The 23,490-nt window shown below is 62.1% G+C and carries 24 protein-coding genes and 1 tRNA gene; 11 read left to right on the forward strand and 14 right to left on the reverse strand.

Annotation, left to right across the window (positions count from 1 at the left end; all coding sequences use genetic code 11):
* Nucleotides 1-4 precede the first annotated feature (4 nt).
* The 5 genes from pstS to API01S_RS17440 all read left to right on the forward strand — a co-directional run bounded on the left by pstS (nt 5) and on the right by API01S_RS17440 (nt 4,310).
* Nucleotides 5-1,045 carry a phosphate ABC transporter substrate-binding protein PstS gene (pstS, locus tag API01S_RS17420; RefSeq protein ID WP_050730897.1) on the forward strand — a complete coding sequence of 347 codons (1,041 nt, stop codon included), beginning with the start codon at nt 5-7 and terminating at the stop codon, nt 1,043-1,045.
* A 168-nt stretch (nt 1,046-1,213) separates the two neighbouring features.
* Complete coding sequence (gene pstC, locus API01S_RS17425; RefSeq protein WP_006221058.1) at nt 1,214-2,230, forward strand: phosphate ABC transporter permease subunit PstC; 1,017 nt, start codon at nt 1,214-1,216, stop codon at nt 2,228-2,230.
* 26 nt (nt 2,231-2,256) lie between these two features.
* Nucleotides 2,257-3,111, forward strand: coding sequence for a phosphate ABC transporter permease PstA (gene pstA / locus API01S_RS17430; RefSeq protein WP_006221057.1), 855 nt, complete (start codon nt 2,257-2,259; stop codon nt 3,109-3,111).
* A gap of 48 nt (nt 3,112-3,159) precedes the next feature.
* The gene (gene pstB, locus API01S_RS17435; protein ID WP_006221056.1) at nt 3,160-3,936 is read left to right on the forward strand and encodes a phosphate ABC transporter ATP-binding protein PstB; all 777 of its coding nucleotides are present in this window, start codon (nt 3,160-3,162) and stop codon (nt 3,934-3,936) included.
* A gap of 297 nt (nt 3,937-4,233) precedes the next feature.
* Nucleotides 4,234-4,310 (forward strand) — tRNA-Pro (locus API01S_RS17440).
* Between the two features lie 467 nt (nt 4,311-4,777).
* Here the strand turns inward: API01S_RS17440 and API01S_RS17450 are convergent.
* Nucleotides 4,778-6,547 carry an AIPR family protein gene (locus API01S_RS17450; RefSeq protein ID WP_061305467.1) on the reverse strand — a complete coding sequence of 590 codons (1,770 nt, stop codon included), beginning with the start codon at nt 6,545-6,547 and terminating at the stop codon, nt 4,778-4,780.
* A 524-nt stretch (nt 6,548-7,071) separates the two neighbouring features.
* On the opposite strand from API01S_RS17450, the gene API01S_RS17455 reads away from it, so the two are divergent.
* Nucleotides 7,072-7,854, forward strand: a complete 783-nt coding sequence (locus API01S_RS17455) for a hypothetical protein (RefSeq protein WP_156487120.1) — start codon at nt 7,072-7,074, stop codon at nt 7,852-7,854.
* 55 nt (nt 7,855-7,909) lie between these two features.
* Here API01S_RS17455 and API01S_RS17460 read toward each other — a convergent pair whose 3' ends face one another.
* The 6 genes from API01S_RS17460 to API01S_RS17480 form a co-directional block, all read right to left on the reverse strand.
* Nucleotides 7,910-8,149 (reverse strand): hypothetical protein, encoded by a 240-nt coding sequence (locus API01S_RS17460; protein ID WP_061305472.1) that lies wholly within the window; start codon nt 8,147-8,149, stop codon nt 7,910-7,912.
* 42 nt (nt 8,150-8,191) lie between these two features.
* The gene (locus API01S_RS29650) at nt 8,192-8,362 is read right to left on the reverse strand and encodes an Arm DNA-binding domain-containing protein (protein ID WP_409360611.1); all 171 of its coding nucleotides are present in this window, start codon (nt 8,360-8,362) and stop codon (nt 8,192-8,194) included.
* Between the two features lie 294 nt (nt 8,363-8,656).
* The gene (locus API01S_RS17465) at nt 8,657-10,447 is read right to left on the reverse strand and encodes a sulfatase-like hydrolase/transferase (protein ID WP_061305474.1); all 1,791 of its coding nucleotides are present in this window, start codon (nt 10,445-10,447) and stop codon (nt 8,657-8,659) included.
* Between the two features lie 350 nt (nt 10,448-10,797).
* On the reverse strand, nt 10,798-11,019 hold the full coding sequence (locus API01S_RS17470) for a hypothetical protein (RefSeq protein ID WP_050731164.1): 222 nt from the start codon (nt 11,017-11,019) through the stop codon (nt 10,798-10,800).
* Nucleotides 11,020-11,171: 152 nt separating this feature from the next.
* On the reverse strand, nt 11,172-11,678 hold the full coding sequence (locus API01S_RS17475) for a YciE/YciF ferroxidase family protein (protein WP_061305476.1): 507 nt from the start codon (nt 11,676-11,678) through the stop codon (nt 11,172-11,174).
* Nucleotides 11,679-11,772: 94 nt separating this feature from the next.
* Entirely contained in the window at nt 11,773-12,495 is a 723-nt protein-coding gene (locus API01S_RS17480) for a DUF4142 domain-containing protein (RefSeq protein ID WP_254598607.1), read from the reverse strand.
* Between the two features lie 36 nt (nt 12,496-12,531).
* On the opposite strand from API01S_RS17480, the gene API01S_RS17485 reads away from it, so the two are divergent.
* Nucleotides 12,532-13,701, forward strand: coding sequence for a zinc-dependent alcohol dehydrogenase (locus API01S_RS17485; protein ID WP_050731166.1), 1,170 nt, complete (start codon nt 12,532-12,534; stop codon nt 13,699-13,701).
* A 32-nt stretch (nt 13,702-13,733) separates the two neighbouring features.
* On the opposite strand, the gene API01S_RS17490 is transcribed toward API01S_RS17485, so the two are convergent.
* The 3 genes from API01S_RS17490 to API01S_RS17500 form a co-directional block, all read right to left on the reverse strand.
* Nucleotides 13,734-14,657, reverse strand: coding sequence for a DNA/RNA non-specific endonuclease (locus API01S_RS17490; RefSeq protein WP_167351711.1), 924 nt, complete (start codon nt 14,655-14,657; stop codon nt 13,734-13,736).
* A gap of 85 nt (nt 14,658-14,742) precedes the next feature.
* Entirely contained in the window at nt 14,743-15,345 is a 603-nt protein-coding gene (locus API01S_RS17495; RefSeq protein WP_050731167.1) for a LysE/ArgO family amino acid transporter, read from the reverse strand.
* Between the two features lie 112 nt (nt 15,346-15,457).
* Nucleotides 15,458-16,366 (reverse strand): LysR family transcriptional regulator, encoded by a 909-nt coding sequence (locus tag API01S_RS17500; RefSeq protein WP_006221028.1) that lies wholly within the window; start codon nt 16,364-16,366, stop codon nt 15,458-15,460.
* A 116-nt stretch (nt 16,367-16,482) separates the two neighbouring features.
* Here API01S_RS17500 and API01S_RS17505 point away from each other — a divergent pair, with 116 nt between their 5' ends.
* The 3 genes from API01S_RS17505 (at nt 16,483) to API01S_RS17515 (ending at nt 19,752) form a co-directional block, all read left to right on the forward strand.
* Entirely contained in the window at nt 16,483-17,439 is a 957-nt protein-coding gene (locus API01S_RS17505) for a hydroxymethylglutaryl-CoA lyase (RefSeq protein WP_061305478.1), read from the forward strand.
* Nucleotides 17,440-17,504: 65 nt separating this feature from the next.
* Entirely contained in the window at nt 17,505-18,731 is a 1,227-nt protein-coding gene (locus API01S_RS17510; RefSeq protein ID WP_254598608.1) for a CaiB/BaiF CoA transferase family protein, read from the forward strand.
* A 34-nt stretch (nt 18,732-18,765) separates the two neighbouring features.
* A complete protein-coding gene (locus tag API01S_RS17515; protein ID WP_061305481.1) occupies nt 18,766-19,752 on the forward strand; it encodes a tripartite tricarboxylate transporter substrate binding protein in 987 nt (328 codons plus the stop codon).
* A 15-nt stretch (nt 19,753-19,767) separates the two neighbouring features.
* Here API01S_RS17515 and API01S_RS17520 read toward each other — a convergent pair whose 3' ends face one another.
* The gene (locus API01S_RS17520; protein ID WP_006221025.1) at nt 19,768-19,992 is read right to left on the reverse strand and encodes a YdcH family protein; all 225 of its coding nucleotides are present in this window, start codon (nt 19,990-19,992) and stop codon (nt 19,768-19,770) included.
* Nucleotides 19,993-20,246: 254 nt separating this feature from the next.
* Between API01S_RS17520 and API01S_RS17525 the strand changes: the two genes are divergently transcribed.
* The gene (locus API01S_RS17525) at nt 20,247-21,395 is read left to right on the forward strand and encodes a sterol desaturase family protein (protein WP_039883481.1); all 1,149 of its coding nucleotides are present in this window, start codon (nt 20,247-20,249) and stop codon (nt 21,393-21,395) included.
* Between the two features lie 4 nt (nt 21,396-21,399).
* On the opposite strand, the gene API01S_RS17530 is transcribed toward API01S_RS17525, so the two are convergent.
* The 3 genes from API01S_RS17530 to API01S_RS17540 all read right to left on the reverse strand — a co-directional run bounded on the left by API01S_RS17530 (nt 21,400) and on the right by API01S_RS17540 (nt 23,386).
* On the reverse strand, nt 21,400-22,137 hold the full coding sequence (locus tag API01S_RS17530; protein WP_061305483.1) for an anti-sigma factor: 738 nt from the start codon (nt 22,135-22,137) through the stop codon (nt 21,400-21,402).
* Nucleotides 22,134-22,703 (reverse strand): sigma-70 family RNA polymerase sigma factor, encoded by a 570-nt coding sequence (locus API01S_RS17535; protein ID WP_061305484.1) that lies wholly within the window; start codon nt 22,701-22,703, stop codon nt 22,134-22,136. The genes API01S_RS17530 and API01S_RS17535 overlap by 4 nt, the downstream gene beginning before the upstream one ends.
* A gap of 119 nt (nt 22,704-22,822) precedes the next feature.
* Nucleotides 22,823-23,386 carry a DUF3455 domain-containing protein gene (locus API01S_RS17540; RefSeq protein ID WP_006221021.1) on the reverse strand — a complete coding sequence of 188 codons (564 nt, stop codon included), beginning with the start codon at nt 23,384-23,386 and terminating at the stop codon, nt 22,823-22,825.
* Between the last annotated feature and the right edge of the window lie 104 nt (nt 23,387-23,490).

Genomic DNA, 23,490 nt, shown 5'->3' on the forward strand with positions numbered 1-23,490 from the left:
CCTGATGTTCAAACGTGTCTTCAAACAAGTTTCCGTGGGCGTTGCGCTGAGCGCCGCCGTCTTCGCCGTCCAGGCCGCCGATGTGACCGGCGCCGGCGCATCGTTCCCGTACCCGATCTACGCCAAGTGGGCGTCGGACTACAAGGCAGCCACCAACAACGCGATCAACTACCAGTCGATCGGTTCGGGCGGCGGCCAACAGCAGATCATCGCCAAGACCGTCGATTTCGGCGCGTCGGACGATCCCATGAAGGCAGCTGACCTGGAAAAGAACGGCCTGCTGCAATTCCCGGCCGTGATCGGCGGCACCGTCGCCGTCGTGAACATCGACGGCGTGGAACCGGGCAAGCTGAAGCTGTCGGGCGCCGTGCTGGCCGACATCTTCCTGGGCAAGATCAAGAAGTGGGACGACAGCGCCATCAAGGCACTGAACCCGGACGTGAAGCTGCCGTCGGCCGACATCATCGTCGTGCACCGTTCGGATGGCTCGGGCACGACCTTCGGCTGGACCAACTACCTGTCCAAGGTGTCGGCCGACTGGAAGTCGCAAGTCGGTGAAGGCAAGGCCGTCAAGTGGCCCACCGGCCAGGGTGGCAAGGGCAACGAAGGCGTCGCCGCCTACGTCGGCCAGCTGAAGAACTCGATCGGCTACGTTGAATACGCCTACGCCAAGCAGAACAAGCTGGCCTGGACGCAGTTGAAGAACAAGGACGGCAAGTTCGTCCAGCCGGAACAGAAGGCATTTGCCGCCGCGGCCGCCAACGCCGACTGGAAGAGCGCGCCGGGCATGGGCGTGGTCCTGACCGACGAGCCGGGCGCCGATTCGTGGCCCGTCACCGCCGCCACCTTCATCCTGGTGCACAAGTCGCAAGCCAAGCCGGCGCAAGGCAAGGCCGTGCTGGAATTCTTCGACTGGGCGTTCAAGAACGGCGCCAAGTCGGCTGAAGCCATGGACTACGTGCCGCTGCCGGAAGCCGTCACCAAGGAAATTCGCGCCGCCTGGGGCGAAGTGAAGTCCGCCGACGGCACCCCCGTCTGGAAGTAAATCGGGGGTGGCGCAGGCAAGTGGCGGTAGTGATTCTTCGGATGACGCCACTGGCCCCAGCGCCCGGCCCTCAGCGACCGCCCCGGAATTCTTGCCTGGCAAGAGAGCCGGGGCGGCTCGCCCCAGCAGCTCCCGTTTCCAATCAGGTCATCTAAGGAAAGTCCATCCATGAGCGCGGTAATGGATAATAGTGTGCCGCTTCCGCCCAGCGTGGCGGACTCCGTGACTACCGGCACGCCTTCGCCTATGAAGCAAAATAAAAACGCGCTGATGGATGCGCTGTTCAAGAATCTGACCCGCCTGTTCGCCTTCTTGGTGTTCATCCTGCTGGCGGCAATTCTCGTATCCCTGATCTACGGCAGCCGCGAATCGCTGGCCAAATATGGCTTGTCGTTCCTGTGGCTCAACGATTGGGATCCGGTCAACCAGAACTACGGCGCGGTGGTCCCCATCATCGGCACCTTGCTGACGTCGGCCATCGCCCTGATCATCGCCGTGCCGGTCTCGTTCGGCATCGCAATCTTCCTGACAGAACTGTCACCCACCTGGCTGCGCCGCCCGCTGGGCACCGCCGTGGAAATGCTGGCGGCCATTCCGTCCATCATCTACGGCATGTGGGGCCTGTTCGTCTTCGTGCCGGTGTTCCAGCAGTACGTGCAACCCTTCTTGATCGCCACGCTGGGCAACGTGCCCGTCATTGGCGGCCTCTTTGCCGGGCCGCCTTTCGGCATCGGCATCTTCACGGCGGGCCTGATCCTGTCGATCATGATCATCCCGTTCATCGCCGCCGTCATGCGCGACGTGTTCGAGCTGGTTCCCGCAATGCTCAAGGAATCGGCCTACGGCCTGGGCAGCACGACCTGGGAAGTGATGTGGCGAGTCGTGCTGCCTTTCACCAAGTCCGGCGTCATCGGCGGCATCATGCTGGGCCTGGGCCGGGCGCTGGGCGAGACGATGGCCGTGACCTTCGTGATCGGCAATGCGTTCAAGTGGTCGGGGTCGCTGTTCTCGCCGGGCAACTCGATCGCCTCCGCGCTGGCCAACGAATTCAATGAGGCAGGCGGCATCCAGAAGTCGGCGTTGCTGGAATTGGGCCTGATCCTGTTCCTGATCACGACCGTCGTGCTGGCCCTGGCCAAGGTGTTGCTGGTTCGCCTTTCCGCCGGCGAAGGCAAGAAGACCTGACGCGCCGCGAGCACAAGGAAAAGATCATGGCTGTATCCGTACTCAATATGCAGAATGGCGTCTACCGGCGCCGCCGCATCCTCAACCGCATCATGCTGACGGTGTCGCTGGGCACGCTGGTGTTCGGCCTGTTCTGGCTGTTCTGGATCATCCTGACGCTGCTGACCAAGGGCGCGCCCGCGCTGTCCTACACGCTGTTCACCGAGATCACGCCGCCGCCCGGGCAAACGGGCGGCCTGATCAACGCGATCTTCGGCAGCGTGGTGATGGCGGGCGTGGGCACGCTGATCGGCACGCCGGTCGGCATCCTGGCCGGCACGTATCTGGCCGAATACGGCCAGCGCGGCTGGCTGGCGCCCGCCACGCGCTTTCTGAACGACGTGCTGCTGTCCGCGCCGTCCATCATCATCGGCTTGTTCATCTACGCCGTGTACGTGGCGCAGGTGGGGCATTACTCGGGCTGGGCCGGCGCGCTGGCGCTGTCCATCCTGGTCATTCCGGTGGTGGTGCGCACGACCGACAACATGCTGCTGCTGGTGCCCAACAGCCTGCGCGAAGCCGCGGCGGCGCTGGGCTGCCCCAAGTGGCGCATGATCACGCTGGTGTGCTATCGCGCCGCCAAGACCGGCATCATCACCGGCGTGCTGCTGGCGATTGCCCGGATCTCGGGCGAGACCGCGCCGCTGCTGTTCACGGCGCTATCCAATCAGTTCATGTCGTTCAACATGAACGCGCCGATGGCCAACCTGCCCGTCGTCATCTACCAATACGCCGCCAGCCCGTTCAAGGATTGGAACGACCTGGCCTGGGCCGGCGCCACGCTGATCACGCTGCTGGTGCTGGGCATCAACATCCTTGCCCGCAACATGTTCCGCAAGTAAAGATCGCTTTGCCGGCGCGCATGGCGCGCCGGAGCCAAGGGAAAAGAAATGGAAAACACCGCTACCGCCGTCAAGAACAAGATCGAGGTCAAGAACCTGAACTTCTACTACGGCAAGTTCCATGCGATCCGCAATGTGAACATGTCGATCCAGGAGAAGAAGGTCACCGCCTTCATCGGCCCGTCGGGCTGCGGCAAGTCGACGCTGCTGCGCACGTTCAACCGCATGTTCGAGCTGTATCCCGGCCAGCGCGCCGAAGGTGAAATCATCCTGGACGGCGAGAACCTGCTGACGGCCAAGACCGATATTTCGCTGATCCGCGCCAAGGTCGGCATGGTGTTCCAGAAGCCCACGCCGTTTCCCATGAGCATCTACGACAACATCGCGTTCGGCGTGCGCCTGTTCGAGCGCCTGTCCAAGGGTGAAATGGACGAGCGCGTGGAATGGGCCTTGAGCAAGGCCGCGCTCTGGAACGAAGTGAAAGACAAGCTGCATCAAAGCGGCAACAGCCTGTCCGGCGGCCAGCAACAACGCCTGTGCATCGCGCGCGGCGTGGCCATCAAGCCGGAAGTGCTGCTGCTGGACGAACCCTGCTCGGCGCTGGACCCGATTTCCACCGCCAAGATCGAAGAGCTGATCGCCGAACTCAAGAACGACTACACCGTCGTGATCGTGACGCACAACATGCAGCAGGCGGCGCGTTGCTCGGACTACACCGCCTATATGTACCTGGGCGAGCTGATGGAATTCGGCCAGACCGACCAGATCTTCGTGAAGCCCTCGCGCAAGGAAACCGAGGACTACATCACGGGCCGCTTCGGCTGATCCGTGCGTCGGCATCGTGCTTGACACAAAACGGCGCGCCTTCGGGGTGCGCCGTTTTGCATCTTGCGGATCAGGAGCGCACACCGGCGCCCGGGCGTGGCCCGGGCGCTTGCCAGGTGTTGCCCTTTGAATGCTCTGCCCCGGCGAGCTTGCCGGTAGACACGTCGACACTGCAAAATAATTTGTGCTTCAACGATAAAGGTGTCAATTACGGGCAGCTGACGGGGGACGCGATGAGGCCCCGGTATCGGGGGCTCTCGCCGGAGAAGCCGGGATTCTGGTATAGTTGCCACCCTTCGGGGCGTAGCGCAGCCTGGTAGCGCATCTGCTTTGGGAGCAGAGGGTCGTGAGTTCGAATCCCACCGCCCCGACCAAAAAATATCAAGGGCCTAGCTTAATCAACGAGCTAGGCCCTTGTGCTTTGGGGGCCTGCGCTAAGCGGAATCTTCAGTGGGATGCCTTCCTTGCTGCGCGGTCTGCTCTCCGGCCATACTGCGACTTCGCGCGCCCGGCCACGATGACCCGCCGAAGGCGTCAAATTTCCCAGGCTAGGGCTCTCAGGCCTCGGCGGTGGGGTCGCGGGCGTACAACTCGCGTATGCGAGCCGCATCCAGGGCAGGCGGGCGGTCGAAGACATCCATAGAAAGCGAAAAGAACTGTATGTATACACAGCATATCTCAAGCTGAGAGGTCTGGCGCGCAGTTCTCCCCCCGCCGCGCCCGCGCGCTAAATAGCGCACTCCCGACTCAAGTGTGCGCCACCCTAAGACCAGCGCCAATGCTCACTGCCGGCTAATTGGCCCCGCTCGCGCAAGTGACGCAAGAGGACGCAGTCGGATCGTCATTTTTTTCTTTTAGGTACAGTCGAGGAAGGTCGGGGCGTGGCCTTTTTCGTGGCGTTTCTTTGCGCTTGCATCTTGCATCGTTTCAAGACGCGCTCAGTGAACCCTTCAGTCCTCAAGACCGTGGCATCCAACGAGCCGCCAGCCGCCCGGCTTACAAGAGCGGCTGCTTTGCGGAACAGCTCCTCTGATTCCGTGTTATCCCACAACGCGTCGATCATGCTGCGGCACTTCCGTTCCATATCGTTAGAGTTCATTCGTGGGAGGGGCGCGGGCATCAATTGCCACCGGAGTGCCAACAAAATTTCGTATCGGGCGGCGCGGAAATCTTTGTCTAGAAACTGATTTCTAAAGAGGTATTCCAGACGGTACATCGCAAGTGCTGCGACATAGTAGGGGTCAAGTTTATCGTTCGCGCCAAATAGGTCTTTGCCGACCCTATCCAGAATTCTGCGATAGCTCTTCGTCGCTCTGTGGGGTTCTTCCAGAAACATAGAAGCAAATGCACGTATCAAACTGCCCGGTGTCACGATCCGCGTTTTCTCAACACCGGTGACACTGTGATACTGGCGCGAGCGTCGTTCATAGTAGAGCCGTTGAGACTCGTCAAACGAAGAAAAAAAGGCTTCCAGTTTTTTCTGGAAGCTGGATAACGCCAGAAGTTGCTCTTCACGAACCTCGGTCTGCCTATTGGTGGCGACAATTATCGAAGCGATAACATCGTCATCCTTGGTGGCTATAAGTCGAAGAGGCACCATGACAGTAGAGTCAAGCACTTCCCGTCGGTCAAACAGCACATGGCTCGTCTGGCAGCCATTCACGATTTGATAGTCTTCGATGTAAAACCGGTTGGCCGTTGCCCGAAGTGTTTTCGCAATGATGGTAACGCCGTTATTCATCAGCGCGAATCGAGAGCGTGACGTTGGATCAGCAAGAGTGTCGCGCATCTCTGAATTGACGGCGTTGAAGTCCTGCCAGTCACGCACATTGTCGTAGAAGATGCCTTTGAGGATGTCCCCGCGTGAATCAGAGATTAGGGGGAGAAATTCCGTTGCCGGTAATAATCCAATATATGCCTCCGAAACCGCTGTCACGGTTGGAACAACCGTCCGCAATGCAAATTCAAATTCCCTGGAGATTGAGTTTTTGGATTCGCGGTAGATGTCTTGGATGTCATCCGCGCCCATTGGGATGAAGTCGACGGCAGCAAAGAGTTTAGTGTCGAGTAGCTCTTGGACGGCAGCATCTTTCCGCGCAACAAGATTTGCGTCCCCAACCCAAGTTCCCGTCGTGACGTAAAACATCTTGCACGTTGGCCGCCCTCGCTTAAAGCGACTGCTATGGTTGTAGACTGCGGTCATCAGCTGTGCCGCTCGGTTCAACGGCTTATTACGCTGAAGTGCCGGTTTTTCTTTGAAAAAGTCGCTGACGCCGAAAGAGAACTGTCCGATTTTGGCCATGTCGAACGATGATGATCTTTCTGCTTGGACGAAAAGAAACGACGCTTCGATATGGCCATTACTGGTGACCAGTTCCTCAATTTGGGCTGCGTCTTCAATGAAGACCCCGTTCACCACTATCGCGAGCGCGTCGATGCCGGTGTCCCCGCCTGAACCGATTACCAAGTCTCCTATTTCGTCACCGTCGCCGAGATGCCGCCCAATAGTGAGGTATGCCGCGAAATGCTCAAACCGGCTATCTTCGTCTAGCTTTTCCAGCCCGTGTTCGACACTAAACTCATTTAGAAGCGATTTCGTTACTCTATCCATGATGTCCTTGGCGGCGTGTTTTTTAGCCAGATGTGAGCTGGGCGGTCTCCGGCGAGTTCGGAGTATTACTGGATGTTAACGCTTCTGCGGTGTAAGTAGTCGCCCTATGCATTCGATCTGGGTGGCCTGCAGGGTGCTCAATTTTTGCGCAGATTTGAGAAAGGGGTGGGGAACACGCAACCTTCCCAACCTGACCCGAAAATTATGTGTAAGTCATTGATTTATATGAATAAAAATGATTTTTCCTAAAACCTCACCTGACCTCAACTTGGACCCAGCTGTTTCGTAAGTTATTGATTTGTATGGGAATATATTTTTTATAAAGTTAGGGAATGGAAACCTAACCAAGTTAGGCTTTGGTTAGGAAAAGGTTAAGTTTTCTGAAACCGCCGAAACCCGCATAAATAAAGGCGCTCCTGCCGAATTGCTGTGCCAGTTAGGAAGGTTAGGTTTTTCCCAGCCCCTCCCGGAATTCATGAAAGGAGGCTACATTCGCGGCACCTTTGATCTCTTGGGTTGATGTCATGATCGCTTCGGTGCTGGCCTACCTATCGAGCCTAGAGTTCCTCGTTAATTCGCTCGTCACTGTGTTCGCGTTCCTGGGCGGATGCCTGCTAATCGCGGTTCGGCGCAGAATTCGCACGGTCGAATTTACGACGCACTTCGGAAGAGTCACGCATGAGGGGGCTGGACATCACCTCGCATCGCTCAAGGTCATGTTGCAGGGAGAGGAAGTGGCAAACCTATGGTGGGGCACGGTGAAGGTGTTCAATGATTCGGGGGAAGATCTGACCGCGTTAAACATTCATGTGGTATCTGGCCCTGGACTATTGCTCAACGAACATACCGCCGTCGAGGGGACTGCGAACATCCTATGGCATGCGCCCGAGTATGCGGAGAGGATTCGCGTTCCAGAAGGTGAGAAGCCCACGCAGAATCAAATGTCGCTTTATTATTCCGGCCGACACTACCTCCTGCCAGTTTTCAATCGTGGTCAAGCCGCTGTTATGTCGTACCTTATCTCAGTGCCGCCAGGCGCGTTTCCGAGCATAAACGTTTCGGTCGAACACAAGGGCGTCAGGACCAAGTATCGGCGGGATATTCCTCGCACCCTTGGCGTGTCTACCAAGGTGAGTGCATGGGTCGGGCTTCTCTCAGGACTCCTATTGGTGTGTGCGAGCGCCGTTTTGCAGGCAGATATCTGGGTTATTGGGCTTCTAGGATTCTTCTACGGCTGTTTCGCTTCACACATTGGTGCCCTGCTGACTCGAATGGCGCGAGTCTTTTGGTCTGTCGTTGCGCGATAAGCTCCTAAAGCACTGCCGATGCCTCACTTCCTTCCACCTCACGAGGCCATGGCAATCAATCAGCGGCGTCGCCTAGAAGGTCGGCCCGGTACGGAGCGACGTAGATGGCATATCGCCCCTTGATTGATTTGTGGTCGTTCTCGCTCTTGCGGTTGGTCTCGATCTCCTGGGAGAACCAGACATTGAACAAGCGGCCTTCTGTCTTCGGAATCGCGTCGCCCTCGGAATCGAGAAGGGCGGCGGCATGCTTTGGGTCCATGCCTTTCTGGAGCTTTTCCTGACGGGCCTGTCGCATCTCTCTCGCGGCCCTCGGGCTCAGCAACCGATAGGCTCCCAGCTAAATGTGCTCCCTCTTGCCCGTGGTCGGCCCGGTGTAGCGAAAGATCCACGCCCACCGGCCATCAGGTCGAATGCGATGGATGAGGCCGCCTCCGTCGTTCAGTTCGATTTCCTTTGCGCCGTGCCGTGCATTGCGCAGTGCCGTATCAGTCAGTAGATTCGTCGCCATAGAAAGCCTGGGTATTGGGGGCCATTTTTGGGGGAGCGTTTTGCGGCTGGTGCCGGCTGTGGGAAGACCTTGGCGGACTTCAAATGGCTGGGAAGCCAATAAAGATGCGAGTGAAGCGTTTCCTGGCGGACGTTCGCGGACTGCGGCGGAAACGCTTTTTTTTGCTTTGGGAGCAGAGGGTCGTGAGTTCGAATCCCACCGCCCCGACCAAAAAATATCAAGGGCTTACGCTGTCATGGCGTAAGCCCTTGTGCTTTTTTCTCCCCCATTTGCCATTCAATTGGCTTGACCCCGTTACAGGTCCAGCCGATCAATCCGCCAATCGATCCCTTCCATTTGGGGCATTTCACGCCCGTCATCGACGCCGATCTCATCCTTGATCGCGGCTTCCAGCTTGGCGCTCATCGCCGTCACCAATACTGCGTTACGGTCCTGGTCCGCCGCCATATTGGTAATTTCTGTCGGATCGGCCTGCAGATCGAAAAGTTCGACGTCGTTCCAGCGATAGAGCTCGTCGAGGGTGGACGGGCGGTTGCGTTGCAGCGGTGAGAAATATCGGGTGAGCTTGTAGCGGCCGTCGAAGACCGTGCGCAGGCTGCCGCGCTTTTTCAGGTCTGGCTGGTAAGCGGCGGCCTTGACCGCGGCCTTCGGGTCTTGACCGGCCGTCTTGGCTTGCGCAATCAGTCGAATCAATTCACTGTCGTTCGTCGCCAGCCCGCTGTAAGTGAACAGGATGCTCTTGCGGATTTCATTGACTCCGGCATTGCCGGGTTGGGTCAACAGCGCCGAGAAATCCTTTCCAGGCAATTCCCGGTTCGCGTATTCGGCGGCATGCGTCGGGGGCACTCCACACATGGCCAGAAGCGTGGGTGCGAGATCGATGTGGCTGGTCAGCGCATTGCATGTCTGGTGGCCCTGGACATCGGGATGCGAGATCAGCAGCGGGACGTGAATCGCTTCTTGATAGGCGAACGGCCCCTTGCCGCGCAGCCCGTGCGCTCCGCCCATTTCACCGTGATCGGACGTAAACACGATGATCGTGTTGTCGGCCAGGTCCAGCGCCTTGAGTTCGTCAAGAAGCCGGATCAGTTGCGTGTCGACGGAAAGGAGCGAGTTCGGATAGAAGTCGCTGAAGCGTTGCCAGCGCTCTTCCTGCATCGGAATCGCGCCAAGCGTATAGCCCCACGCCCGATTGAACTCAGCGTGCGCGCGCGGCCGGCCCGAGGCATCGATCGGCTGCTTGAGCGTGGCCGGCAAGCCGGTATTCCAGGTCTTGCGATACATCGTGTGGTCCGGCGCCCGCGTCGCGTGCATGAGCAGGCGGCCGTTGTCCTGCACCGCCTCGTCCGGCCGGTCGGTGTTGAAATACATGATGTCGTGCGGGTTCACCAGGCTCACGAAAAGCGACCACGGCTTGCCGTTCGCGTTGAGCGCCTGGCCGTGTTCACGCATCCATGAAATCGCACTCCCTGCCACCATGTGGTCGTGCTTGTAACCACCTAGCGAATGGGCAAGCACATCCCCCGGCCAGTTGAAATCGGAGAAGCCATAGGCGTCCATCTCGGTCGTGAACAGGCGCGAGGGCGTATCGGTGTCGAACTCGCGGTTCAGATGCCACTTGCCTTTGTAGGCAGAGTAGTAGCCCGCTTTGCGCAGCATATGGCCGATGGTGGGTATCTTGGTCGATAACGCCTGGACGTAGGGCATATCAGCGTTCTCGAACATCCGGTTGTCCGGTGTCTGCAAGCCGGTCAAGAGCACGGCGCGAGAACTGGTGCACATGACTGCCGGACAGTAGTGATTGGTAAAGCTGACGCCCCGGCGCATCAGGCGTTCGTGCCCGGGTAGCGAAAAGCCGACGGGGCGCTCGTTGAAGTAGCGCTCTTGATCGGTGAAAACGAAGAGTATGTTTGGCTGTTGCTGACGCTGGTTTGGCCTGCCGGGAGCGGCAGAGGAAGAGGGCGGGGAATGCGTCGCAAACGTGTCCTCGGCCAATGCGGCAAGAGGCGCCGCGGCAAGTCCGCCCGCCAGAGCCATGAAGCGCCGCCGCGCCACGGAAGTTGCGGGTTGGTCGACATCTTTCATGCGCGCCTCGATGGATAAGGAACCGACGGGAAAATTTGCCGCCTGGGCTCGGCAGACGGCCGGTTCGAGGGCCGTGACGCGCGCGCGAGGACATGGCACCTAACTAACGTATTCCCGCGCGGGAAAAATAACAATATCGGCGCATTGATGGATATCAATGACGCGCTATTCCACTTTTAGACCCGCGTACTGCGCAGGCGAATTCACAAGCCTGCCGTCGTATGGCCGCGCGAAGCGTGCACGGTTCAATGGTCTCCCTGGCCGCGATCCATACGGCCAAAGAAACTACCTCTTTAGGATGACGCAGGTGCAGAGCCGCATGACATTTGCATGCGGCCCCGCCATGGCTCCTATTCGCTGATGTGATGGAACTGCACAGACTCCGGCGCAATGCCGCCCTGTTGCAAACGTTGGTCGACCCGCGCTGCTTCCGCTGCCCCATTCTCCACGGTGGGAAGATCCAGCCAGTTCGCCAATTCCCGCTTCGCTTGCAGGGTGTCCGAAATATCGCCGTTGACCAGTGCAACGCCATCGGCGCCGTCCAGTTTTCGATAGCTGATCTGCGTTTTCATTGTTCTCTCCTGTAGTCGACCGACCCGCGCGTGCGCCGGGCCTGTACTGCAAGAGCGCAGCAAGTATCGTTCCCTGCCTTTTGGAACGCGGGGCAACGACGGTCAGGAGATTCCCGGAGGGCGGCTGCGCGCCGCCCCCCGGGCCTCTTTGCTTACTTGGCCTTGCCCGCCTTGGCTGCTTCGGCGTTGGTCTGTTGTAGCGCCAGCATGCTCAGTTTTTCGTCGGTGGCCTTTTCTTCGGCCAGCGTTTCCTTAAGCAGCGTCAGCGCCTCGGTCAAGCCCAGTTGCTTGGCGAAAGTGCACAACGTGCCATAGCCGGCAATTTCGTAATGCTCGACCTTCTGCGCCGCCGCGATCAAGGCGGCGTCGCGCACCGGTCCTTTTTCTACGTCGTCGATCACGTCCCGGCTTTCTTCGACCAGGCCTTCCATCGCCGCGCACTTGACGCGCTTGAGACGGAAATCGGCGGACTCGACGATCTTGTCGATGCGTTCAACCTGGCCGCGAGTTTCTTCCAGGTGCTGCGTGAACGCGTCGGCAAGCGCCGAGTCGGAGGCGGCGCGGGCCATCTTCGGCAAGGCGCGCGTCAATTGTTTTTCTGCGCTGTAGATGTCCGACAGTTCGTGGATGAATAGATCCTGCAAAGTCTTCTGCGTCATTGTCTGCTCCCGTGGGTGGTAAGGGGTGAATGCTGATCAGGATTGGCCAGGATTGGCGCACCCTCATCCAGCAAACGACATGCCTGCCGGCACGTCACTTTGCGTGTGACTTGACCGACTTCTGAAGCGCGCGCGCTTCTTCCAGATGGCGCTTGAGCGCCGGCAAGGTGTCGGCGGCAAAGCGCTTCAGGTCCGCGTCGGTAGCTTCCTTGGCCGCCTTCTCGAACAGCTCGATGGCGTCCTCGTGCGCGGCGACGCCGACCTCATCGGTATAGGCCTCGTCGAAACCCTCGCCGCGCAGCTCCAGCGCCTTCAGCTTGGCGCTCTGCACCAGCGATGGGGCGGAAGGAGTCTCGTAGCCTTTCCGTTTCGCCAACGCTTGTAATTGCTGCGCTACCTGCGTGTGGTCGTCGATCATCTTTTGGGCAAACTGCTTGACCTGTGCATTGCTGGATTTTTTCAGCGCCAGCTTGCTGCCCTCGATTTCGAGATAGCCGGACTCGGCTGCGCGCGTCAGGAAGCCACGGTCTTCGCTATTGAGTTTGGTGATGGACGCCGCGGAGTCCGCAGGGTTCTGGCGGGGCTGGGTTTGCGCCACGGCGACGCCTTGCGCGCTCAGTGCGACGGCGACGCAAAGCGCTGTGAAGTAGACATGCTTGGTCATGCGGCTCTCCTTGGTGGCGCCCGCCAGCGCGATGCGGCCGAAAGGGCCGCGCAATCCAGCAAGCCGCATGCCCGCGAGCGCGGCAGTGCGTTCCCCAAGTCGAATGAAAATTGCCCCGCGAGGGCACGATAGTTGCTGCCGCGTCCGGGCCATTCGCAACCGTGCGATTGCACGTCAAAGGGGACACACATGAAAGCACTCTGCTGGCACGGAAAGCACGATATCCGGTACGACACGGTTCCGGATCCGATCCTGGAGCATCCGGGGGACGCCATCATCAAGGTCAGCGCCTGCGCTATCTGCGGTTCAGACCTTCACCTGTTCGACGGCTTCATGCCGCAAATGAAATCCGGCGACGTCATGGGGCACGAGTTCATGGGCGAGGTCGTGGAAGTGGGCAGCGAAACCCGGCGTCTGAAAGTGGGCGACCGCGTCGTCATACCCTTCACCATTACCTGCGGCGAGTGCGATCAGTGCCGACGGGGCAATTTCTCGGTGTGCGAACGCACCAACCGCAACGCGGATGCGGCCGCCAAGATGTTCGGCCATAGCACGGCGGGCCTCTTCGGATACACGCATCTGACGGGGGGCTACGCGGGCGGTCAGGCGGAGTTCGTTCGCGTGCCGTGGGCGGACACCACACATATTCCCGTGCCGCCCGAACTCAGCGACGACCAGGTGCTGTTTCTGGGCGATATCCTGCCCACGGGCTGGCAGGCGGCCATGCAGTGCGAGATCGAGCCCACCGACACCGTGGCAATCTGGGGCGCGGGGCCGGTGGGACAGATGGCGGTGCGTAGCGCCGTGCTGCTGAACGCCAGGCAGGTGATCTGCATCGACGACGTGCCCGAACGCCTGAAGATGGCCAGCGACGGCGGCGCCATTCCGATCAATTTCGAAAAGGAAAGCGTGGTGGATCGACTCAACGCGCTGACCCAGGGCAAGGGGCCGGACAAGTGCATCGATGCGGTCGGCATGGAATCGCATTCGGCCAGCGCCATGGGCGGCATGGTGGATCGAGTCAAGCAGGCGGTGGGCGCCGAGACCGACCGGCCGCATGTGCTGCGCGAAATGATCTATGTGTGCCGCCCGGGGGGCGTGCTGTCCGTGCCGGGCGTGTACGGCGGGATGATCGACAAGATTCCGTTTGGCGCGTCGATGAACAAGGGCCTGACGTGGCGCATGGGCCAGACGCATGTGCGGCGCTGGACCGATGAATTGCTGGATCTGATCGTCAAGGGCCGGATTGATCCGTCGTTCGTCATCACCCACCACGAACAGCTGCAAGCAGGCCCCGATATGTACAAGACGTTCCGCGACAAGGTCGACGGCTGCATCAAGGTGGTGTTGAAGCCTTGACGCAGGCGCGCGGCCGCAATCGCCGCTGCGGGCTAACCGCCCGACGGCAGCAGTTGCATGCCCGTGCGCCGCACGAATTCGTCGTAGCTGATGGGCGCGCTTTCCTTGGTGCTGGCGCTGTTGGCTTGCCAGTGCACCCACGAGCGTCCGGTGGTGGCGTCGTACACCACCTTGAAGACGTGGCTGGGCACGGCCACGCCCGAGCCTATCGATGCCGGCTTGGCGCTGTAGTAGGGGCCCGTATAGACATACACATCGCCGGCCGCGCGCATCACGTACTTGCGCGTGTCCTGCTCGATGCGGCTCCACGGGCCGGCATTGTGCGTCTGGTCCTGCGGCACCATGTTGGCCAGCGAAAAACTCTGCGCCATGGTTTCCTTGGAATACATGTCGCCAGCCGGCGCCATGTGGCCGCGTGAATAGCCCGAGCCCTTGTAGTCATCCAGCGCGGCGCGTTCGCTGCCGGGCAGGCGCGCTTCGGCATAGAACTTGTCGGTGCGCTGCATGCCTTGCGCCTGCGTGAGCAGCTTGCGATTCAGACGTTCCGCTACGAAGACCGGCGTCTTGGTCTGGCCGTTGTGCAGGATGGCGAAACCCGAAAAGCAAAGCTCGCGCAGCGCCGTGCCGGATGGCACGACGGGCATTTGAGCTTGCGGGAAAAACTGTGGGCAATCGGCAAAGCGGGTGTGCGTCAGCGCGCCGGAGGGAATCGCGGCGGGCGCGAATTTTTCCTCTGCCGGCCACCCCAGGCGCGCGAGGATGGCGTCGGGGGTCAACTGCGCGGGCCAGATCTGCGCCGGCCAATGCGGTTTGAGGACGTAGGTGGCGGCGCCGAAGCTGGCCAGCGATGACACCAGCAACGCCCTGACGAACCGATAGGCTCGACCCGCCGATTTTGTATTGCCCCGAGCGACGGGGCGCCTCTTTCGTGCTGCTGGTTTCTTCGCGCGCGTCATGCTGCCTGTGTGTTGCGGGCCAGCCCTTGATGCGGCTGGCGTCAACGGATTGTAGATGACTGCGGCCGACCGCAAGCCGCTGCGTTCACAGCACCAGGTTCAGCCCGATGAGCAGCATGGCCAGACCCACGCAGGCATCCAGCACGCGCCAGGCACGCGGGTTGGCAAACAGCGGTCGAAGCAGGCGGGCGCCGTATCCCAGCATGAAAAAGAAGACGAACGATGCGCTCATGGCGCCCAATGCGAACGCAACCTTTTGCCCCTCGTATTGGCTGGAGATCGACCCCAGCAACACGACGGTGTCCAGATACACATGCGGGTTGAGCCACGTGAACGCCAGGCAGGCGGCCAGCGTGGCCCCAAGCCCGGTTGTCTGTTTGGCCGACGGAGCCAGACTATCGTGTTGCGTGCGCCAAGCAGACCGCAGGCTGCGCACGGCGTAGATGAACAGGAACAGCGCGCCGCCGTAACGCATGGCCGGTTCCAGCCAGGGCAGTGTATTGACCGCCAGCCCGAATCCCGCGACGCCCGACGCAATCAGAACGGCGTCGGACACCGCGCAGACGAGACAGACCGCGAACACGTATTCCTGGCGCAAGCCCTGTCGCAGCACGAAGGCGTTCTGCGCGCCGATCGCAACGATCAAGCCCAGGCTGAGCAGGAATCCAGGAATGAACGCGGTAGTCATTGCATACCCCATGAAAAGGGCGACAGACTAGCCGCTCGCGCGTCATTAGAAAAACTAAATGATCTAAAGCCTATTCAGATACGCTAAATCGACTGAAAGTGGGGCTGGCCAGTCATCCTGCGGCCTGTCCGGCCGCCGCCAGATGATCCAGCAACAGGCTGGCCGCCGCGGGCAGGGACTGCGCATCGCGCATGCAGATGGCAAAGCGGCGATGGCTCCAGGCGTCATGCAGGGGCAGCACGCGTAGCCCGTGCGCCAAGGCATAGGGCGTGGCGACCTCGATGGGGGCGACGCTGATCGCCAGGCCGGCCAGCACGACGCGGAACGCCGAATCGAAATTGCTGACCGTCACGCGGTGGCGCAGCGTCTTGCCGCTTGCGCTGGCGGCAGCCTGCAACATGCGCAAGACCGCGCTGGCGGCGGGCATGTTGACGTGTTCGAATTCCAGCGCTTCGTCGAACCAGACCGCATCGCGTTGGGCCAGGGGGTGGCCCGGCGCGGTGACGACGGCCAGCCGGTCGCCTCGATAGGGACGCGTTTGCAGGCCGTGAAAGTCGGCGGCATCCCAGCAGATGCCCAGGCTGGCAATACCGCCCTTGACCTCGCGTATGACTTCCTGGCTGATGCGTTCTTCCATGTCGACGCGGATGTTGCGGTGGGGCGCCGCTTGCAGGAAGGCCGCGATGTCTTCGGCCAGGGACTCGGCCAGCACGGACGCCGTCGCCAGGATGCGGACCTGGCCCTTGACGCCGCTGGCGTAGGCGGACATGTCGCGTTCGATGCGGTCGGAGCTGGCCAGTATCGAGCGCGCGTGTTCCAGCAGGGTCTCGCCGGCTTCGGTGGGTTCCACGCCCCGGCGCTTGCGCGTCAGCAGCTTGGCGCCCACCGTGTCCTCCAGTTGCGCCAGCCGCTTGCTGATGGCGGATCCGACGATGCTGGCGCGTTCGCCGGCGCGCGCGATATTGCCGGTTTCGCAAACCGAGATGAACAGGCGCAGGGTGGTGATGTCCAGGTCGCGCATGGGAAGCCGCCTACAGATGTGAAGTTCCAGTTTGGAATATTAGACGTTCCGAAATACCGCTGGTGCCAATAAGGGGAATATCTAAACTGGCTTGGTCTTCAGATTCGAGCCTTGCCATGTCGACTGCTTCACATCCCGGGTTGCCCGCCAGCGCCATCGTGCGCGAAGTGGGTTTGCGCGACGGCCTGCAAAGCCTGCCGGTCGTGCTGCCCACGCCAAGCAAAATGGACTGGATCGACGCCGCCTATGCGGCGGGCCAGCGCGAAATCGAGGTGGGCTCCTTTGTGCCCGCGCGCCTGCTGCCTCAGTTGGCGGACACGGACGCGCTGGTGGCCCATGCGAAAAAGCTGCCCGGCCTGACCGTGTCGGTGCTCGTGCCCAATGTGAAAGGCGCCGAGCGGGCGCTGGACAGCGGGGCCGACCTGATGCTGGTGCCCTTGTCGGCAAGCCATGCGCACAGCGTCGCCAACTTGCGCAAGACGCCCGACGAAGTGGTCCGGATGGTGGGCCAGATGCGGGCCGCGCGCGATGCGGCCGGCTCGTCGATGCTGATCGAAGGCGGCGTCGGCACGGCATTCGGCTGCACCTTGCAGGGGGCCGTCCCCGCCCAAGACGTGCTGCGGCTGATGCAGGCTTTGCTGGACGCAGGCGCGGACCGAGTGAGCCTGGCCGATACGGTGGGTTATGCGGATCCGGCGGCGGTGCAGCGCTTGTTTACCGAGGCTCGCCGTATTGCGGGCGAACGCCTGTGCTGCGCACACTTTCATGACACACGCGGCTTGGGGCTGGCCAACGTGTTGGCGGCGTTGCAGACCGGGGTCTCGCGTTTTGACGCGTGTCTGGCAGGCATCGGCGGATGCCCGCATGCGCCCGGCGCCAGCGGCAACGTCAGCACGGAAGATCTGGTCTTCATGCTTCAGAGCATGGGCATCGCAACCGGCGTGGACCTTGACCGCCTGTTGGCCCTGCGCGGATCGGTGGACGCCTGGCTGCCTGGCCAGCCATTGCACGGCGCGGTGTGGCGCGCCGGATTGCCCAAGGCCTTCCCACCTTCACGCGGGGCAAGCGCCTGAGCGGCGTCCCTGACCTGTATCCCCGACCTGCGTCCCTTACTTGCATCCCGTATCCGAGCATCCTCATGTCACAAGCGAACGAACAAACCAGCATGTCGCCTGCCGCCCGCGCCCTGCCGCTGGCCGGCCTGCGCGTCGTCGAATTCACCCACATGGTGATGGGCCCCACCTGTGGCATGGTGCTGGCCGACCTGGGGGCCGAGGTCATCAAGGTCGAGCCGGTGCACGGCGACCGCACGCGGCATCTGCTGGGCGTGGGCGCGGGCTTTTTCCCCATGTTCAACCGCAACAAGAAGAGCGTCGCGCTGGACATCCAGAGCGCGGCCGGGGCCGAGGCGGCCCGCAAGCTGGCCGCCAGCGCCGACGTGGTCGCCGAGAATTTCCGACCGGGCACCATGGCCAAGTACGGGCTGGATTACGCCTCGCTGGCGCGCGACAATCCCCGGCTGATCTACGTCAGCCACAAAGGTTTCCTGCCCGGCCCCTACGCCATGCGCACCGCCTTGGACGAAGTCGTGCAAATGATGGGCGGCTTGGCCTATATGACCGGCCGGCCGGGCGACCCCGTGCGCGCGGGCACCAGCGTCAACGACATCATGGGCGGCATGTTCGGCGCGATCGGCGCGATGGCCGCGTTGATCCAGCGCGGTATCACGGGGCGCGGCCAGGAAGTGCAATCGGCGCTGTTCGAGAACAACGTGTTCCTGGTGGGGCAGCACATGTTGCAGTACGCGATCACCGGCCAACCGTCCGCGCCCATGCCCGACCGCGTCTCGGCCTGGGCGCTGTATGACGTGTTCACCGTGAAGGATGGCGAGCAGATCTTCCTGGCCGCCGTCAGCGACGCGCAGTGGATCACGTTCTGCGACGCCTTCGGATTCGACGATCTGAAGCGCGACCCGGCTATGGCCACCAACAACGATCGCGTGCGTCTGCGTCCCACCTTGCTGGCGGACCTGCGCCAGCGGCTGGCGGGTTACTGCGCGGGCGAACTGGCGGCGGTGTTTGAACGTATCGGCCTGCCGTTCGCGCCCATCGTCAAACCCGAGGCGCTTTACGACGATCCGCATTTGCGCGCGACGGGTGGGCTGGCCGACATCCGGCTGCCCGACGGCGAACGCGCCGGCCAGATGGCGGGCGCGGCGCTATTTCCCTTGATGATGGACGGCCATCGACTAGGGGTACGGCAGCATCCGCCTACGTTGGGCGCGGATACCGACGCACTGCTGGCAGACCTGGGGTATGACGCGACGCAGATCGCGGCCCTCCGGGAGCAGGGCGCGGCGGCCTGACAGGCGGCACACAAAAAATAACCAGGAGACAGACATGAGCCATCAACGCGCGGGCTGGAGCCGCCGACAACTATTGGGGGCGCTGGGCGCCGCGATCCTGGCCGCGCCGGCCTTGGGCCGCGCGCAGTCCGAACGCCCCGTGAAATTCATCCTGCCCGTCGGGGTTGGTTCGGGCGTGGACACCATCACGCGCTCGGCTGGTCCGGCACTGACCGCTGCGCTGGGCCATACAGTGGTGGTCGAAAACCAGCCGGGCGCGGGCGGCATCGTGGGCACCTCGGCGCTGGTGCGCGCAGCGCCGGACGGCTACACCTTGAGCATGCTGTCCAACAACCATGTGATCTTTCCAAGTGTCTACAAAACGCTGCCGTTCGATCCGCTGGCCGACATCACGCCGATCAGCATGGTGGGCATGACGCCGTTCCTATTGGTGGCCAATCCGAAAAACATCGCGGCGAACAATCTGAAGGAACTGACCGCGCTGCTGGCGCGCGAGCCGGGCCGGTACAACTACGCCTCGTCGGGCAACGGCACCATCCTGCATCTGGCCGCTGAAATGTATGTGCAGCAGGCCGGGGTGAAGGCGCGCCATATTCCGTACAAGGGCGTGGGGCCCATGATGGCGGACCTGATCGGCGGGCAGGTGGATTTCGGCGTGCTGTCGCTGCCGTCGGTGCTGCCGCAACTGAAAAGCGGCGCGCTCAAGGCGCTGGCCGCCTGTGGCGGCGAACGGATGGCGGCGCTGCCGGATCTGGCCACCGCGCGCGAACAGGGTCTGGCGGACTATGAAATCGGCGGCTGGTTTGCGGCGGCGGGTCCGGCCAAGCTGCCGGCGGCCGATGTGCGGCGCATCTATGACGCGCTGGGCAAGGCGTTCAACGCCCCCGAGGTCAAGCAGGCCATGGCGACGCAGAACAACAAGATCCTGCTGATGCCCCCCGACCAGACCGCGGCCTATTTCCGTTCGGAAATGGCGAAGTATGCGGTCATTGTTCGAGGGGCGGGGCTGGAGCTGATGTAGCGCCAGGCAGCGGCGTCAGCCGGCCTTCTGGTCGGCGGCTCGCAGCAGGCCGTAGAGTTTGTCCTTGAGCTGGAGCTTTTCTTTTTTCAGCACTTCAATGTTGACACCCGAGGACGGCACGACGCCGTCCTCCATATTTTGAATTTCCTGGTCCAGGTCGTTGTGGCGCTGGAACAAGGCCGAGAAGTGAGCGTTCTCGGATTTCAGTTGCGTAATGAGTTGGCGATATTCAGGGAACATTGGGGCCTCTCTCTTGGGTACCCGTTGACGGGAACCGGCGACGCACCAGGACGCGGCGCGCGTCGGCCAGACCATCACACGCCAAGCTTTGCACCTTGTCAACCGCAGCGCTGACAGCCCCCTGCGTTGAAATTGATGGCGCGCAAGCGTCGGGCAAGTCAGGGGTAAAACTGTCGTTGATGCTCACGTTTGATTACATGACCGGGTTTGCCCGGAGATACACTCGGCACCCCGTAGTCCGTCATCCTTTAGACATGAAACAGCGCGCGTCGACCGTTCGGCAGGTTTTTGAACTTTTCAGGAAAGACGGGCGTATCCACCCGGGCACCGGCATGATGAGCGGCGTGATCGCGCTGTTCCTGGCAATCCTGGCCGTACTGGGCGTGCTGGCCTTTCACTTTCCCGCTTACCTGACCACGCCGGAGCTGCGCGCCTTCTACTCCGTGGAAGCCATGCGCACGCTGCTGTTCGCTGCGTTGCTGGTGTCGGGATCCATCGCGCTTGCCAACATCGTCCTGGGTCGCCAGCGATGGCTGAACATTTCGGCCTTCGTGCTGGTCTGCTGCGCGGTGGCGGCGGGCGGCAGCCAGGTGGTGGTGACGACGTCCAACACGGGCAACCATCCCTATCTGGGGCTGGACTGGTTCATCCTGGACCTGCTGGCCTCCAGCATGGTCTTCATCATCTTCGAAAAGCTCACGCCGCTGTATCCGGGCCAGCCCGTGTTTCGTGGCGAGTGGCAGGTGGACATGAAGCACTTCCTGTTCAACCACCTGTCCGTGGGCGCGGTGCTGCTGTGCATCAACTTCTTCATACACCGGCTGTTTTCCTGGGCGGCCTATGAGCCCTTGCAGGCGGCCATTCAGTCGATGCCGTATCTGTTGGAGCTGTTCGTCGCCGTGCTGGTGGCCGACCTGGCGCAGTACGCGGCGCACCGGGTCTATCACGAGGTGCCTGTCATGTGGCGCTTCCACGCCGTGCATCACAGCACGCGCACGCTGGACTGGCTGGCCGGTTCGCGGCTGCACATCGTCGAGTTGCTGATCACGCGCGTGGCGGTGCTGGGCGTGCTGTTCGTGCTGGGATTCTCGAAGGCGGTGCTGGACGCCTACATCATCATCGTGGGCTTCCAGGCGGTGTTGATCCATTCCAACGTGAAGCTGCCCTGGGGCTGGCTGCGCTACATCATCGTGACGCCGGATTTCCACCATTGGCACCACTCGTCCGATACCGAAGCCATCGACAAGAACTACGCCGCGCATTTCTCGTTCATCGATTACATCTTCGGCACCGCCGTGCGCGGCGTGGGCAAGCGCCTGCCCGAGAACTACGGCATCCTGGACAACGACATGCCGGGTACGTTCCTGGCGCAGCAGGCGTACCCCTTCTCGCGCAAGCGCTAGCGTTTTACAGCATCTTGACGGCGCGCCCGATGAATTGAATCGGGCCCGTCGGCTTGCCGATGGGCGAGCCGGTCTTGGGTTCAAGCGTCAGCTCGAATAGCTGGTTCGGTTCCAGCGGCGGCAGCTTGTCCAGCGGGATGACGACCGGTTCGCCGGGCTTGACCAGGCCCAGGGACACCGGCCCCGCCCAGCCATCGGCCTTGGTCCAGAATTCCAGCGCCCGATCTGCCGGCACCTGCGTCGCGGCCAGCGGCACCAGCTGCACGGCGTTCTGGCCGGCCTGCGCCTGCACTACCCAGCCCGGCGCCTGCGATTGCGGCGCCACCAGCACCACCACGTATTGCGGGCTGGTGGGCGTGGGCGCGGGACGCAATGCCAGCGTGCTGCCCAATATCAGCACGGCCGCCATGCCGCCCACGGCAATGCTGCGCCAGAAGAACAGGCTTTCCCACAAGCCCGGGGCGCGGCTGACTGTCGGGCGTGCCGACGCAGTATTTTTTGCGTGTGCGGCGTCCAGGGTATTGGCGATGCGCGGCCAAAGACTGGTGGACGGTTCCACCGGCTCGGATAAGTTCGTCAATGGCAGCAGGCGGGCTTCCCAGCGGGCCACGGCCGCGCGCAGGGCGGCGTCGTGTGTCATGCGCGTGGCCACAGCGCGGCGCTCGCTGGCGGGCAAGGTGCCCAGCACATATTCGCCGGCCAGCTCGTCGATGTCGTCGTGGGCGTTTTGCGGCGCGGTCATGCCAGGCACTCCCGCAGGGCTTGCAGGCTGCGCTTGATCCACGCTTTGACGGTGCCCAGCGGCGCGCCCAGGCGTTGGGCGATCTCGCTGTGCGTCAGTCCTTCGACATAGGCGTGCAGCACGCAATTGCGGCGCACGGGTTCCAGTTCTTCCAGGCAGGGGGCCATGCGGCCCGCGCTGGCGCGCCAGTCGAAGGCGTCGCGGGTGTCGTGCCATTCGTCGATGGCCTGGCGCGCGTCGAGCGCGGCGGCGGTGTCGTCGTCCACCTCGGTTTCCCGGGCGGTGTCGCGCAGCGCGTTCAGCGCCAGGTTGCGGGTGATGCTGTAGACCCAGCCGCGCGCTGAACCGCGCGAGGCGTCGAAGGCGCCGGCCTGGTTCCAGATCTTGACGAACGCATCGTGCACGATGTCCTCCGCCCAAGCGCGGTCGCGCAGGAGTCGTTGTGCCACACCTAGCAGGCGCGGGCCTTCTTGCCGATACAGGGCTTCAAGCGCGGGCCGGCGACCGGCGGCGCATTCCTGCAGGGCGGCTTCGTAATCGAAATCCGGGTCGAGACGGTTCGGCATGCGAGAGCGGGGGCGGGAAGAGGGCAGGCGCGCGGGCCAGGCCCGCGCGGTAGAAAGTGGTGCCATCTTACCGGAGTCCCCGACGTGGGCCCATCGAAAACGCGACGGGCCCAGGGCGATCAGTTCGCCTTGTAGAAGATGTAGTCGGCCTGGTATTGCACCTGGGTCTTTTGCCCCAGCGTGGCGGTGGTGCAGGGCGTCTTGGGCGCCACGCCGCCCTTCAGGGCGACGCGCTGGATGTAGGTCACGCCCGTCAATGCGCCCGCGCCCATCGCCGGGTTGGCCTTGACCAGCTGGTAGGGCAGGTTGCCATCGCCCGCCGGCGCTACGGCCACTTGCGTGCCCGTCAGCTTGGAACCGTCCATGGCTTCCCAGGTGGCGGGCGGGCCGTAGTACGTGCCCACCTGCTTGCCCTTGCGGTCATTGAGGACGGCCTTGGGACCGGCGAAGACCCATTCGGCCTGGCCCATCGTGTCGGCCTTGGCGCGGCATTCGTAGGTGATCTCGCCCACGCCCACGGTTTCCCAGGCCACCTTGTTGCCGGCCGGAGCCTGGACGCTGGCGGGCAGGCTGGCTTGCGAATAGGCCATGGATTTGGAACTCATCGAGCCGCAGGCGGCAAGCAGCGACACGGCGAACAGGGCGGCAACGGTGGGGGTGCGGTGCGAACGTTGGGTCTTCATGAGCGGTCTCCAGCAACGTGAAAGGTCTGAGAACGACGCGCACGATGCGCGCCGGTACAGGTACTACACGCGAGAGGCCGGATTGGATGCAGGCCGGATGCAAA

This window comes from Achromobacter piechaudii NBRC 102461 (genome assembly GCF_001571245.1).
Lineage (GTDB): Bacteria > Pseudomonadota > Gammaproteobacteria > Burkholderiales > Burkholderiaceae_B > Achromobacter > Achromobacter piechaudii.